The 14,466-nt window shown below is 61.5% G+C and carries 12 protein-coding genes and 1 other RNA gene; 2 read left to right on the forward strand and 11 right to left on the reverse strand.

Annotated elements, in window-relative coordinates:
- Positions 1 to 50: 50 nt before the first annotated feature.
- From K6L26_RS22220 to K6L26_RS22230, 3 genes are all read right to left on the reverse strand, one after another.
- A complete protein-coding gene (locus tag K6L26_RS22220; protein ID WP_019345960.1) occupies positions 51 to 323 on the reverse strand; it encodes a hypothetical protein in 273 nt (90 codons plus the stop codon).
- Positions 324 to 431: 108 nt separating this feature from the next.
- Positions 432 to 3,296, reverse strand: a complete 2,865-nt coding sequence (locus K6L26_RS22225) for an MMPL/RND family transporter (protein ID WP_221851550.1) — start codon at positions 3,294 to 3,296, stop codon at positions 432 to 434.
- 138 nt (positions 3,297 to 3,434) lie between these two features.
- Positions 3,435 to 4,163, reverse strand: a complete 729-nt coding sequence (locus tag K6L26_RS22230; protein ID WP_047039033.1) for a YwaF family protein — start codon at positions 4,161 to 4,163, stop codon at positions 3,435 to 3,437.
- Between the two features lie 180 nt (positions 4,164 to 4,343).
- Here K6L26_RS22230 and K6L26_RS22235 point away from each other — a divergent pair, with 180 nt between their 5' ends.
- Positions 4,344 to 5,558 carry a sensor histidine kinase gene (locus tag K6L26_RS22235; protein ID WP_221851552.1) on the forward strand — a complete coding sequence of 405 codons (1,215 nt, stop codon included), beginning with the start codon at positions 4,344 to 4,346 and terminating at the stop codon, positions 5,556 to 5,558.
- Positions 5,559 to 5,564: 6 nt separating this feature from the next.
- Here the strand turns inward: K6L26_RS22235 and K6L26_RS22240 are convergent, their stop codons facing one another.
- The 3 genes from K6L26_RS22240 to K6L26_RS22250 form a co-directional block, all read right to left on the reverse strand.
- Positions 5,565 to 6,533 carry a cutinase family protein gene (locus K6L26_RS22240; RefSeq protein WP_221851554.1) on the reverse strand — a complete coding sequence of 323 codons (969 nt, stop codon included), beginning with the start codon at positions 6,531 to 6,533 and terminating at the stop codon, positions 5,565 to 5,567.
- Positions 6,534 to 6,848: 315 nt separating this feature from the next.
- Positions 6,849 to 8,438, reverse strand: coding sequence for an SIR2 family protein (locus K6L26_RS22245; RefSeq protein WP_221851555.1), 1,590 nt, complete (start codon positions 8,436 to 8,438; stop codon positions 6,849 to 6,851).
- A 176-nt stretch (positions 8,439 to 8,614) separates the two neighbouring features.
- A complete protein-coding gene (locus K6L26_RS22250) occupies positions 8,615 to 9,253 on the reverse strand; it encodes an SLATT domain-containing protein (protein ID WP_221851557.1) in 639 nt (212 codons plus the stop codon).
- 265 nt (positions 9,254 to 9,518) lie between these two features.
- On the opposite strand from K6L26_RS22250, the gene K6L26_RS22255 reads away from it, so the two are divergent.
- Entirely contained in the window at positions 9,519 to 10,121 is a 603-nt protein-coding gene (locus tag K6L26_RS22255) for a recombinase family protein (RefSeq protein ID WP_221851559.1), read from the forward strand.
- Between the two features lie 80 nt (positions 10,122 to 10,201).
- Here the strand turns inward: K6L26_RS22255 and K6L26_RS22260 are convergent, their stop codons facing one another.
- The 5 genes from K6L26_RS22260 to smpB form a co-directional block, all read right to left on the reverse strand.
- The gene (locus tag K6L26_RS22260; protein WP_221851561.1) at positions 10,202 to 11,731 is read right to left on the reverse strand and encodes a hypothetical protein; all 1,530 of its coding nucleotides are present in this window, start codon (positions 11,729 to 11,731) and stop codon (positions 10,202 to 10,204) included.
- 53 nt (positions 11,732 to 11,784) lie between these two features.
- Positions 11,785 to 12,027: a helix-turn-helix domain-containing protein gene (locus K6L26_RS22265; protein ID WP_221851562.1), complete on the reverse strand. Its 243-nt coding sequence runs from the start codon at positions 12,025 to 12,027 to the stop codon at positions 11,785 to 11,787.
- A 231-nt stretch (positions 12,028 to 12,258) separates the two neighbouring features.
- Complete coding sequence (locus K6L26_RS22270) at positions 12,259 to 13,368, reverse strand: tyrosine-type recombinase/integrase (RefSeq protein WP_342394400.1); 1,110 nt, start codon at positions 13,366 to 13,368, stop codon at positions 12,259 to 12,261.
- 67 nt (positions 13,369 to 13,435) lie between these two features.
- Positions 13,436 to 13,804: a transfer-messenger RNA gene (gene ssrA / locus K6L26_RS22275) on the reverse strand.
- 171 nt (positions 13,805 to 13,975) lie between these two features.
- On the reverse strand, positions 13,976 to 14,464 hold the full coding sequence (smpB, locus tag K6L26_RS22280) for an SsrA-binding protein SmpB (RefSeq protein ID WP_019345965.1): 489 nt from the start codon (positions 14,462 to 14,464) through the stop codon (positions 13,976 to 13,978).
- Positions 14,465 to 14,466: the final 2 nt, after the last annotated feature.

The raw sequence follows: 14,466 nt of genomic DNA on the forward strand, positions 1-14,466 counted from the left end.
CCCATGTGTGAGCGTTTTCAGCTCGCACATGGGCAGTTTTCATATCCAGATCAGCTACAGACCTGAACCAGCCGGAACGGCCCGGTGGCACATATCGACGGCGGACCGTATCCGCCATAGCCCCAGCCCGCGCCGTAGGCGGGAGGTGGCGGCGGCGGAACCCACGGGCCCGGGCCGTAACCCCAGTGGGGATGCTCGGCCCAGCCCACTGCCGAGCCGACCACCGGCGACGGAGCAGCGTTGGCCACACCTGAACCGATACCGAGGGCGGCCAGCCCCAATGCTCCGGCCGCTACGGCGCTGATCGCGATGGACTTCAACATTTCGAAACCCCTTGACTAACAGAACCCAAGACTGTGGATCGCCCCGTCGGTCCAGAGTCAGCGGAAGCGATCGTTTTCCACTTCCACCAATTATGTTAGATCTGCTTATTAAGTCTGGCCTGTGTGAATGCTTTGTATGTTTCCGTCCTGCCGCAGCGCGGCCAGGCGCCGCTTGGACGCCGCCGACTGCACGACCTGCGGCCACCAGAACCACCGGCCCAGCATCGCCGCGAGCGCCGGGGTCATGAACGACCGCACGATGAGGGTGTCGAACAGCAAGCCGAGCGCGATCGTGGTGCCCACCTGCGCCATCACCTTGAGATCACTGAACGCGAACGACGCCATGGTGAAGGCGAAGACCAATCCCGCCGAGGTCACCACCGAGCCGGTTCCCGCCATGGCCCGGATGATGCCCGTCTTCAGGCCGCCGGACAACTCTTCCTTGAACCGGGATACCAGCAGCAGGTTGTAGTCGGAACCGACCGCCAGCAAGAGAATGACCGACATGGCCAGCACCATCCAATGCAATTCCAGTCCGAGCAGGTGCTGCCAGACCAGAACGGACAACCCGAATGATGCACCGAGGGACAGCAGCACCGTGCCCACGATCACCGCCGCGGCCACCACGCTGCGCGTGATCAGCAGCATGATGATGAAAATCAGTGATACGGCGGCGATCCCGGCGATCAGCAGATCGTAGAACGATCCGTCTTTCATGTCCTTATAGGTCGCCGCGGTGCCGGCCAGATAGATCTTCGAGCCCTCCAGCGGCGTGCCCTTGAGGGCTTCCTTGGCCGCCAGCTTGATCGGGTCCACGTGGCTGACACCTTCGGGCGTCGCGGGGTCGCCCTCGTGACTGATGATGAACCGCACCGACTTTCCGTCAGGCGAGATGAAGTTCTTCATGCCGCGCTTGAAGTCCTTGTTGTCGAAGGCTTCCGGCGGCAAATAGAAGGTGTCGTCGTTGCGGGCCTCGTCGAAGGCCTTGCCCATGGCCGTCGAGTTCTCCTGCATGGCGGCCATCTGATCCTGCTGGCCGGCCTGGGTGGACCGCTGCGTCAGCATCATCGTCTTCATGGTCTTCATCGATTCGATCTGCTCGGGCATCAGCGCAACCAGCTGTGGCATCAGCGTATCCAGCCGCTCCAGCTCGGGCACCAGCTCCTGCACGTCATCGGTGAGGGCGTCGATCCCATCCAGGGTGTCGAAGATCGACCGCAGCGACCAGCACACCGGGATGTCGAAACAGTGCGGCTCCCAGTAGAAGTAGTTGCGCAGCGGGCGGAGCCAATCGTCGAAATTTCCGATGTTTTCCCGCAATTCGGCGATGTCCAGGGTCATCACCTTGGTCTTGGTCACCATCGAATGGGTGATCGCGGCCATCTGCTGGGTCAGCTGCGACATCCGCTCCATCGTGTCGATGGAGCGCTGCATCTCGTCTGCCTGCACCAGCATGTCGGCCATCCGATCCTGCTGATACTTCCGGTTCATCGTGTTGGTCGTGCCCTGCCTGCTGAGCAGGAACGGGATGCTGGTGTGCTCGATCGGACGACCGTTGGGCCGCGTGATGGCCTGCACCCGCGAGACGCCGGGAACCCGGACGATCCCCTTGGCGATCTTGTCGATGACCAGGAAGTCCGCGGGATTCCGCAAGTCGCGGTCGGTCTCGATCATCAGCAGTTCGGGGTTCATCCGCGCCGCGCTGAAATGCCTTTCGGCAGCGGCGTATCCGACATTCGCCGGCAGATCGGCGGGCAGGTACTTGCGGGCGTCGTAGTTGGTCTTGTACCCAGGCAGCGTGAGCAGGCCGATGAGCGCCAGACCCAAGGTTGCGGCCAGGATCGGCCCGGGCCAGCGCACCACCGCGATACCCACGCGGCGCCAGCCGCGGGACCGGATGCTGCGCTTGGGCTCGAAACGGCCGAACCGACTGCCGATCACGATGACTGCCGGGCCCATCGTCAGCGCGGCGATGACCGCGACGAACGTGCCTACCGCGCACGGCACCCCCATGGTCTGGAAGTACGGCAGACGGGTGAAGCTGAGACACAGCATCGCGCCGGCGATCGTCATCCCGGATCCGAGGACCACGTGTGCGGTGCCGCGGAACATCGTGTAGTACGCGGCTTCTCGGTCTTCGCCGGCACCGCGCGCCTCCTGATAGCGACCGATCGCGAAGATCGCGTAGTCGGTGCCCGCCGCGATGACCATCAAGGTCAGCAGGTTCACCGCAAAGGTCGACAGGCCGATCACTCCGGTGTGCGCCAGGAACGCCACGATGCCGCGGGCGGCGCCGAGCTCCAGGAAAACCATGACCAGCACCAAGATCATGGTCGCGATCGACCGGTAGACGATCAGCAGCATCACCGCGATCACGACGAGCGTGATGGCGGTGACGCGCGCAACGCTCTTGTCACCGGCATGATGCTGATCGGACACCAGCGGCGCGCCGCCGGTCACGTACACCTTGATGCCGGCCGGGGGCGACGACTGGTTCACGATGTCGCGGACCGCGGCCACCGACTCGTTGGCCAGCGTTTCGCCCTGGTTGCCGCGCAGATAGACCTGGACATAGGCGGACTTGCCGTCGTTGCTCTGTGCGCCCGAGGCCGTCAACGGGTCGCCCCAGAAATCGGCCACGTGCTGCACGTGGGCGGTGTCGGCCTCGAGCTGGTCGACGATGCCGTCGTAGTAGTGATGCGCGTCGTCGCCAAGGGGTTGCTCGCCTTCGAGCACCACCATGGCGTTGCTGTCGGAATCGAACTCCTGGAAGTCGCTGCCGATCTTGCGCATGGCGATCATCGCCGGCGCATCTCTGGCGCTGAGCCCGACGGTGTTCTCCTCGCCGACCTTTTCCAGCGGCGGGACGAGCACGTTGGTCAGAACGGTCAGCACGATCCAGCCGAGCAGGATAGGCACCGCCAACGTGCGGATCACCCGGGCTATGCCGGTGTGGGATGCCTTGCTCTGCACAACCCGCCCCTTCGATCAGGCCACTGTCGCCCGGTGGGACAGGTCGCAAGCGATACACATTCGCGAACGCGCGTAATATACCTAGCCCGTCAAAGTGTTGGTGTCAATAATCACTTTTCCCGTCGACTGACAGCAATTTCACAGCTTGGACGCACCCGTCGTCGCACGTTGCCGTGCCCGCTCCCACGGCCAGGTCATCAACGCCCACACGACGAGCACTATCGCGACCTCCGCCAGCAGATACACCGGCCACGGACCCAACACATCGAGCACGGACGCGGTCGGAGGCTTCCGGTTGAGGTAGCCGTAGTTGGTTCCCGCCACCACGTTGAAGGCAAGGGTGAAGGCCACCCATCCCAGGGTGATGATGACCGCGAGGCGATAGTCGCGCCAGCGCGGGCGCATCCTTCTCCCCCACGTCAGGTAGATGGCTGCCCACACGACGAGTACGTGCAGCGTGAAGAACGTCAGGAAGAGATGGTGCGGGAAGTCCGGAGCGCCCTCCTTCGGCGTACCGATATCCGGGGTCAGCAATGCCTGCGAGCTCAGCACCAGACCCCAGTAGTAAGTGAGGACGAAGGCCCAATGCCGTTGCGACCACAGGGCGTACGCCGCGGCGAGTTCGGCGAGGTCACACAACTGCAGCGGGACCGAGGTGCTGATGTCGGGTACCACCAGCTTGTAGGCCAGGGCCACGGCGAAGGCCCCGAGAAGGATCATCGCCAGGACACGGCTCATGATGCGGGCCTGTGCGTCGGTCTGCCGGCGGCCGACCGTCACCAAAAGTACGGCCCCCGTTGCGAACACCGCCAGCACGATCAAATGCGACGGGCCGTACGCCGCAAACTCACGCTGGGCAGACAACATTCGATCAACCCCCTGCCTCATCACACCTAGGGTCCGGTTTTCCATGATCCCAGGCGAGGTTCGATCGGCGCCAGAAGCCGGGAAACTTCGTCAACCGGCCTCAGGGCACGATCAAGTCGCCCTATACTCAGCCAACCTTGCGGTGTGCGGGAGTCGAATATGGTCAGGCGCGCGGCAGCAATGGCTTTGAGGCAGTACGCCCAGGGCGCGGCGTTCCGCGGGTTGCTGCTGCAGTTCGCCCTGCGGATTCTGTTGGTGGCGTTCATCTTCTTCGCGTTGTTCCTGCAACCGCCCGAAACCTACCGATGGCCGTACGCGCTGCTCTGGATGGGCTACATAGCGGCCATCGTATGCTGGGGTTTCTGGGCGCTACGGCCGTCCAATCACGCCGAGATCGAAACCCGGCGGTGGGTCGCGTTGCTCATGCTGTGCGCGGATGTCGCTGTGGTGTCGATACTTTCGGTGGAGTCAGGCATCAGCTCACCGAATACCTGGACCTCCGATGTGCTCCACTACGGGCTGTTTCTGATCCCGCTGATCGCGGCGGCTCAGCTGGATCCGTTCGTCAGTGCGGTGATCGCCGTCCCCACCGTCGCCGCGTACGTCGTCGTCCTATGGGTCAACCGGGCTGCCAACGGCGACGAACCGTGGGGCTCGATCCTCACGACGACGGCGGTGTTGTTCGGCCTGGCCGCGGGGTCGGTGACTCTGTCATGGATCCAGCAGTCGAAGGAACTGACGATTGCCCGGTTGGCGCAGGAACGCAGCCACCTGCTCGAAGAGATCGTCTCCCTCGAAAAGCGCGAGAGGCAAACCCTGTCCGAAAGACTGCACGACGGTGCGCTGCAGTATGTTCTGGCTTCGCGCCGGGAGATGGAAGAGGTGCGCGAGGGCTCCACCGAGTCCATGGACCGGGTGGATTCGGCGCTCGGCGAGTGCTCCCGGCTGCTGCGCGATGTGGTCCGTGAGCTCCATCCCGAAGTGCTCGCCCGAGCCGGGCTCAGGGCCGCTCTCGCTTCACTGGCCGACGGCATCGCGGCGCGCACCGACCTCGTGGTCCACGTGGACTTCCAGAACTGGCCCGAGGATTTGCGCACCGACGCGGATCACCTGCTGTACAGCGCGGCGCGGGAGTTTTCGACGAACGCGATCAAGCACGCCGAAGCCGACAATCTGAGGTTCACGCTGCAACGGTCTGAGGGGCGTGCCACGCTGTGCGTCGCCGACGACGGCGTGGGCATTCAAGCCGAGCGCCTTGCACTGAGCGTCGAAACCGGTCACATCGGCTTCGCCTCGATTCGGGCCAAGGTACTGGCCCTCGGTGGCGTGCTGGACGTTCACGACGCCCGGGGCACCGAGATCGCGATCTCGCTGCCATCGCAGGCAGCGGTGTGAATCCGCTCAGACCCATCCCGTCGGCGACGACGTGGTGGGCAAGGGAGCCGACGGACCTGGCTGCTGTCCATAGCCGGGTGCGTCCGGGCCGTAGGCCGGCGACGGACCGTGCACGGAGGTGTCCGGGTCGTACCCCGGCGTCGGTACGTAGCCCGGCGACTGCCCATAACCGGGTGACGTCGGACCGGACATCGACGAGTCCGGGCCGTAGCCCGGCCCGTAGCCATAGTCCGGTAGCGCCGGGCCGTACCCGGGCACCGATTGGCCGGAGCCGGCCAGCAACTTGGATGCCGCGAAAGCCGCTGCCTGGGTGGTGTACACCGGGACATAGCCCTCGGTGTGTCCACTCCACTCGTTGCCCTGGCCCTCGTGGCAGATCGGATCCATGGGGTTACACAGGTCGATCGCCTTGGACCCATACAGCGCGCTCTGGGTTTGGATCGTTTGCTTGGTGCGGGTCCCTACGTCGCCGAAGGTGGTAATCGCCGCGACGTTGTCCGCGTATTCCGGCGGCAGCGAATCGCCCCACTTGATGCCGCCCAGCGGGTTGCCGGCCACGATGTTGATCACGCTCGCACCCTGCGAATAGCCGCCGAGCACGATCTGGGTGTCAGGGCAGGACGACAGCGTGGACTTGATGTGGGAAATCGCGTCCTTGGCACCGTCGCCACCATGCAGCTGAAGCTTGCTGGCCTTGTAGTTGACCCCGTAGGTGTTGATGGTCAGCCCCGGGGCCTGCTTGCGCAGCGAATCGACGAGGGCATCGCCCACCCGGCCCATGCCCGGCGGCTCATCGGTACCGCGTGCGAAGACGACCTCCACGTCGGCACAGTCAGCCGCGCTCGCCACCGGCGGTGCGGTCACGGCGAGGAGCGGAAAACCGGAGGTGAGAAGTGCAGCAGCGCCAAGCCCGACCCAGCGACCACCTGGCCGCGCACTGCCCGTTCGGGGGCTAGCTATGCGGCGAGAAAACATGCCTCAATCTAGCGTGTAGCCAGGACAAATGGGCTGGGGTACCTGGATGGGCCGCAGGGTGGCGGCGCGACGAGTGAGTGACAGCAAAAGAAAACAGGCCAGGGATTAGATCCCTGACCTGCATCTTCTCGGTGGAGCTGCCGGGAATTGAAGACGCACATATCGCGGCTGAACTGCGCAAACGTGATACGGGTCAGCACGGTGCGACATGGGAAAACATGAGCTGACGTGGGCTATGTGCTGACCACCGTCAGCACATCTCGCTCCAACTATCTCGACGGCTGTTGCCACCGCTGACCCGCAGATGCTGGCCGCTCACGCAGCTACCCAATCAGCTTTAGGGCCGTACTTCAGCAGGTCATAGATGCACACTGCCTTCGTAAATTGTGAAGTCAGCTTGCCATCCTCGTCGGTGTACTCATCCTCGTTCTCGGTGAGAAATGCTCTGAGCACCCGAATGTCGATAGCGTTGTGCGGCAGGGCTCCGAAGTGCGCCAGCACCTCGTCAATCGCACACTGATCGATCATCTCCGCTAGCGTGCCGTAAGCCTGAGCGAGCTGCTTCGCCTTCCGCATGATGCTCGTACTGGGTCGCAGGTTGCTGGTGTCCTCAACACGCTTCAGCAGCTTCGGCGAAATGTCTTGGGCGTCCTTGATATGCCCGTTGGAATCAAGGTAGCCCGCCGATTTCAGGTACTTATACATCGGGAAGTTCCCCGCACGGCTCATCATCTCGGGCAGCGTCATCTTTACTACAAAATCCGAATCGAACTCTCCAGTTTCGTGTAGCACGTCATGGCAAAGCTCCTGGCGAGTCACCATCTTGTATCCGCGCTTCTGCACCGCCGCGATCACACCCAATCCGACGACGAACTCCGCGTCATCGTTGGCAACAGCGTCCAGGTCGGTGACATGCAACAGCCGCTCCTGCGCCTCGCTGTCGAGAACCAGTTTGTAAATCTTCTCCTTGATCTGGCGCAGGGTCCGCTTTGGAATCTTTTGGTCGAGTGCAGCGAGGACATCGAAAATTGCCTTGAAATCAGGAGTCGTGATTGCCCGCACCGGAACGTTGTGCGAATTGGCACCGATCACTGTGGACACCATCGAATGCTGGCTGCCCTCGACCCAATTCACGAAGAGCAGACGATCCTGCAACCTTGACATGTGTTCGTCGGTGAGACAACTAGCAAGACTGCCCAGGATGGACTGCACATTGCTGTCCGTCATGCTGTAGCCGATGAAGATCACGGGATGCTCGGCAAAGAACGTAAGCAGCTTAGCCGCCAGATAGGCATTCCTCTCCCGGAACGCCTCATAGTCCGACTCTGTAATTACCAAACTGTTCGGGGCGTCGAGACTGCCGTGAATTTTGTATATCTCGGCAATGCCAGTCGGGTCGGAGAACACTAACTCGTCCTGCCCGACGAAGGTGCGATAGTCGGAGAACACGGACTCAAGAAACGAGTCGTAGTTGGTCGTGATAATCGCGTCCACTTTGGCGCTGCGCAGCGCCTCGACCTCAGATCGCAACGAGCGTGGCACCGAGTTCTTCTTGCCGATGCCATTTAGCACCTCAGCAACATAAATCTTGAGTGCGCTGTCTGGCCGGATCAGGTCGTCGGAATAACGATTGCGGAGAGACTTCTCTTTCGGTGTCCAGAGCCTGTCCTTGAGCGGCTCGATAAGAAGCTCAGCGATTCTGGGTAACTCTTCGCTGGCAGTCGACCTGTAGTAGCTGAACTCGCGGTCTGTCATGCCCGCCAACGTCTCCAGCAGCGACTGCCAGTCCGGCATGTTGAGGTAGCGGCGTGACACACCTGACCCAACGAACAGGATCGGCGCGGCGGTGAACTGTGAAAGATGTTCGGCGAGGTCGCCGCGAAACTGATCCTCGTAATCTGGCAACTCATTCCCCTCTGATTGACGCCACCGTCAACGGAAGGGTAGCGGGTGTGGTGACCGTCGCATCGGAAAGACCCGTATGTCCGTCGGGTTAGATGGCTTTCAGTTCCACCCCTCTGCGTTTCTCAAGGTTGACTACGCGAGGAGGCGGCTGGAACCGACTGTCGCAGCCCGTGCATTCAAGTGTGGCGCGAACTAGTCCCGGGGTTGGACTCGGGTGCAGGCACTTTCGCTGGGAGGCCCTCCCGCCCGAGGCGCTCAAGGGCGCTCGCGAAGATTTCCGTGTCCGTCTCCATCGCGTCTTCACACCTATCGACAAACCGCTCAAAAGCTACGTCTTCGTCGCCTTTCCTCAGGTCGGCGAGAAGGCGTCGACGGGCATCGCTTAGGCGTCGCGCGGATGTATGGTGCGCGGTTGCAAGCCGACCGTCTTGTAGGACTTGCTGGATCCCCTGGGCCGCTGCGGTGACAGCGCCCAACAAAGCTGCGACCCAACCTGGCAGATCCGCAGAGACCACCACAGGTACTGCGGCGGCCGAGGTGATGGATAGCGAGACAAAGGCTAGGTATCTAGCACGAATGCGTGCTGCTAGATGACTGTGCCGGATGATCGCGTCATCAATGATGCCTAAATACCGAGAGTCGTAGGCGTTTGTAACTTTTATTGGCTTGGGCGGATTCCGAGCGGCGCTGCCGTAGTCGCCTTGCACTTCCTCCTCTTCTTCTTCGTTTAGTAGCAAAAGCCTCAGAACGACCAACAATCCTACGAAGCGCAGGTGCTGACCGCACACACCACGCAGGCGGGTGACAAGTTGCATGAGCGAATGATGACATCTACCCGAGCGATGATTCGGTGAGATGTGAAATAGCGACGGAAAACATTAGAGACTGCAACTGGGTACCCACTGGCCAGCGCGAACATCGAGGCAGTCGGGGACGAAGAGGTCTCGAAACTAAAGAACTGAGACACGCAGCCCCGGAGTGATTCGAGTGGTGAAACTTCCAGGTCGCAGTGTCGCAGAAGTCGTCGCAGAATGATCGTCTCAATTTGACGTATTCTGAGACTTTTGAGATGCTCCTTGCATGGTTGCCACCGTCGCCCTCGCCGCTGCCGGAACCGTCCTGGGATATGCCCGCGTTAGCACTGGACATCAGTCGCTCGATCAGCAAGTCGACGCGCTCACTGAAGCTGGGGTCGACACAGCCCGCGTCTACAGCGACAAGCTGTCTGGCATGTCGACGAGGGAACAGCGCCCGGGCCTGGCAGCTCTGCTGGACTACGCACGTGAGGGCGACACCATCGTGGTTGTCGGCATCGATCGCTTAGGGCGGAACGCCGCCGAAGTCATGACAACCATTAGGGAACTTGGCGAGCGTGGCATCGTCTTGCGGTCTCTGCGGGAGGGCATTGATACCGCCAACGCAGCAGGACGCATGATCGCGGGCGTGCTGGCGAGTCTGGCCGAACTTGAACTTGAACTTGGTCGGGAGCGTCGTACAGCGGCGCGCGAGGCACGCAAAGCGCGCGGGCAAGCTATTGGTCGGCCTAAGGCTCTCGACACGCAGAAAGCTGCACTGGCACAACGGATGCACGCGGCAGGAGAACCTGCGGCCACAATCGCCTCAACGCTTGGTGTGAGCCGTGCGACGGTCTATCGGGTGCTTGCACAGGACGACGAGTCGTAACTTCACCCCCTGGGGGGTGCCCCCATTGACACCCCCGCGTCCGCCTCGTTCAGCCAGCGTCATCTCTCTCTCCGCTATGGTCACGCCGTGAGAGACCAGACAGACCCTGTTAGCCCCAGCGTGCTGCCAGCATTGTGCAGTTGATTCCTGTTGTAGCCAGCCGCTACGCCAGCGTCACGGACAGCAAACGGGTCAGCGGTGGTCTGGCCTTGGTTGACCAGTTCGGCAAGATATTCCTCAAGCCAGGCCCGGCAGGACACCTTCTTAGCGTGATTTTTCTGCGACCTGCGGTTTTCTAAACTTATAGGAGCATCCACGCTGCCACCCTGGCGAAGGTCGCCATCCCCACTGACCTGCATTAAACCGCCCTGGCGCGGGTCGCCACCCTGGCGGCTGTCTGTTAGGCGGTAGCGGAACCCTGAGCCGGCCCTCGTAACCACAATCCGCCCATCCTCGGCTAACTGTGAAATCGCCTGATCGAACCACTTCCGGTTAGCACTGTTAATACTCGTCCGCAGTTCACTACCCGGCATCTCGCCCGACTTTCGCAGCTTCTCAAGGATGGCGCGCATGACCGATTCCAGCCGCCCGGCCTCAAACCCGTCCACTCGGAACGCTTTCTCACGGCCCTGGTTTTCGATGCGCCGACGTTCTATCTCGGCGTTGTCCCGCTCAAGACCGGCCCTCGTGTCGTTCGACACGGCCATTACAGTCTCAGACATACGCCAGTCCCACTCGGTGACCTCAAGACGCCCGTGCATGATCGCCAACAACGCCGCTACCTTGCAGCGCGTGAGAATCGCATGGCCGTCTAGCGCGTCCCCGTCGCCGCGTTGACGCGCTAGATGGTTCTCAATAATGGTGTCCTCAATCTCGGGCACCGAGTAGACAAACTCGACCACACCATCATTCCTGGGGGTCCAATTCGGCATGTCCGTCACCAACGGATCAGGCATAGGAAACCTACCGCCGGGCATATTCGGATCTGTTACAGGTGCCCACAGGAACCGCTGTGGGGTACCCCCGCTCGCGTCATTAAATATCACATCAGTGTGCCCCGGTTGCGCACCCACCGACATGCAAGCTCTATAGGTGTGCTCGGGGACAATGCGACGAGCGTCCTTAGTTGCATTAGCCTGGCCCAACTGCTCACCCATAGCCAGACTCTTGATCGTCGGCAGCAAGATACTGCCCCGAGCGCTGGAAAGACCCGCCATCGTGTCTATCTCTGGAATGTCAAAGATAACCGGGGAGTTTTCATCCTCCGGGTTCCTTTTCACAAACGCTTCGGCGATCCCCTGACCGGTCCCGGGAGGAAGCTCTAGAACATCGGTGGGCCACGCCGCGCGCGCGATCTTTGTGGCGTTACCCTTGCCCGCGCCAGACGGCCCTACGAAAGCGCAGAGCAGGTTCAAGCTGGCACGATCACCGATTACCGGAGGCGGCTGCACATGCGGCGGAACACCTGCCGCGACCCGCAGCAACACCCCGAAGAACACCGCCCACGGTGCACCGTGACGAGCACGAGCCCACCCGTAGATCTTCTCCAACTGGTCGCTTCCAGAGTCCAAAAAGAACTCTTCAGCGGAGTCCACTATGTCCGTCTTCATATTCCCCTTGCACCTCCGATGTACGTCTGATCGCTTAATCAAGCTAAGCAAGATCAGCTAGCCGCCGTCGCAAGCGACCGGTTGCCAAGAGGAGTGAAATTGTTGAGAGACTTACCCTTCTGCTTAACGGGAACATTGAACTGCTCGTCAAGCCAGGCTAAAACATCGGAACGACGGTACTTAATTTTTCCGCCAATGACAGCGGACTGCGGACCCCTAACGCTGCCCTTAGCGCGCCAATCTTTCTGCGTGTTAATAGGAACGCCGGTCAGCTCAAAGAACTCATCAGTTCCCATCAGAATGGACTTTGACATACGAATGGTTCTAACTGGCGGATGCTACTGGCGAGCACTTTGCGCACCATTCCTTAGGTAGATCGTTCCGCCCCGCTTCTACCTACCTATATCGTCGCATACCCATTCGTTCCCTTTCGGCCCGAGAACGGCCGAAAGGGAGCAATTCAACAGCCACTGAATACTCCAGAGGACTCCAGCGGACTCCAGACGACTTGCGGGCCGTGATGCAAATCACCCAAGCACTTTGGCGATGGCGTCAGACGCGACGACGTGGTTGCTCCTATCCAGGTGTCCGTACCGATCAACCGTCGTCTTGATCGACTCATGCCCAAGGTGGGCCTGAACCGTCTGCAATGGGACCGGCGGCTGTGCGTGCAGCATCCAACTGGCGCAGGTGTGCCTCAGGTCGTGGATGCGGGGTTTCTTCCCGAAGCCATCAGCGATGGCCTTGTTGCGCGTCTTGATCCACACGTTGGCCCGCCACGAGTACAGGCGGACCGGTCCACCATTCGACCCAACGAACAACCAGTCGTGCGAGTAGTCCAGTTGGTCCAGCACCGCAGGGCTAACATTGATGGTGCGTCGAGCCTTGGGCGTCTTGGGCGGCCCCAGTTCATAGCTGGAACCAGCCCTCTTCCAAGCGCGACTAATCCGCACGGTGCTGTTGACACGATCCACATCGGTTGGCTTCAGCGCGAAGGCCTCACTTGCCCGGCACCCCGACGCCACTAGGAACTCGACTAACGGCTTGTAGTAGTCGCTGAAATACGACTTGAAGGTCTGGTACTCCTCGCCCGTGAGGAACGTCATTTCGACCTCCTCTGTGCGTGGTAGCCGGACGCCCTGGCACGGATTAGCCGCGATATGGCCGTCCTGCACAGCCCTCTTGAGAGCGCCGGACAAAAACCCGTGCTTGTTCTGAATGGTGCCGCCCGCTGCGCCGTCCTCAAACATCGCGGTGACCCACAGGGCTACGTCATCGCGGGTGAGCTTCGCGAGAGGGATAGCGCCCAGCACCGGGGCGATGTCGCGGGTGAGATAGCGGCTGTATTCCGTGACGGTTTTCTTCTCCACACCCGACAGACCCTTGATGTGTCTGTCCAGATACTCGGCAACCGTGAGCGCCGACATGGCCTGAGTGGTGTCCGAGATCCCCGCCTTCGCGAGCGCTTCTTCCGGGCCGAATGCGTCTACCAGGGCGCAGAACTTCTCGGCCTGCCCCCTGTCCGGGAACGAGGTTGACGACTGGCGACTACCGCGCCCACCTACCCGGTACGTAACCGAAAAGTAGGGCGTGCCGTCCTTGCGTGTGCGTTCACGAATAAAGGCCACGTCGGGCATCCTAAACGTCGGTGGTGCTGACGTGGTGCTGACGTGGCCAATACTCGTACTATTCTCGCTGGTCAAACAGTGGAGCTGCCGGGAATTGAACCCGGGTCCTACGGCATGTCCTCGAGGCTTCTCCGTGCGCAGTTCGCTGTGTCTCTACTCGGATCTCTCAGTCACGCGAACAAGCTGAGATGACGATCCCAGTCGCTGTTTGATGTCCCCACGGATTCCGCGACCGAACCCGTGGGTGGGTCCCTCTAGCTGATGCCAGGGTCCGGGCCGAGGGCGCTCCCGGTCTGACAGACCAGCCGTCGCTTAGGCAGCGAGGGCGTAGTCGCGCTGATTGGAATCGGCGCTTAATTGGTTGCAACGACGCTTACGGTGGTCTCTTGCCTGCACCGGCACGCTTCCCTTGATTCGATGCGCGAAGTCGAAACCGATCAGCCCCTCGCATCCCCGCCGACTTTCGGCAGGACGATCAATGGTACGCCAGATCTAACGGACAACGCCAAGCCATTATTCCGAGCAGTTTCGTGTCGCTCGGGGACGCCGAGGGTGCGTGGAATGCCGGCTCGACACGGAGTGTCGGCCGGCAGACACGCACGCTCGCGGTGCCAGGTCACATGCCCTTGGCGCGGCGGCCCAACTCCCGGGTGATCTCACGGTCGGCGTCCCGCTTGGCCAGGTCCTGTCGCTTGTCGTGGGCCTGTTTACCGCGGGCCAGCGCCAGTTCGACCTTCACCTTGCCGTCGGAGAAATACATCGACAGCGGCACCAAGGTCAGGTTGCCGTCGCGGATCTTTCCGATCAGGTTGTCGATCTCCCTGCGGTGCAGCAGCAGCTTGCGGTTGCGCCGCGGCGCATGGTTGGTCCAGGTGCCGTGGTGATACTCCGCGATGTGCACATTGCGCAGCCAGATCTCACCGTCGTCGACGGTGGCGAACGCGTCGGCCAGCGACGCCTGGCCTTCGCGCAGACTCTTGACCTCGGTGCCCATCAGCGCGATGCCGGCCTCATAGGTATCGAGAATCATGTAGTTGTGCCGCGCCTTGCGATTGCTGGCCACGATCTGCTTGTTGCCGGCGGGGCTGGACTTCTTGGTCGCCACTA

Source organism: Mycobacterium farcinogenes (assembly GCF_019739075.1).
Lineage (GTDB): Bacteria > Actinomycetota > Actinomycetes > Mycobacteriales > Mycobacteriaceae > Mycobacterium > Mycobacterium senegalense.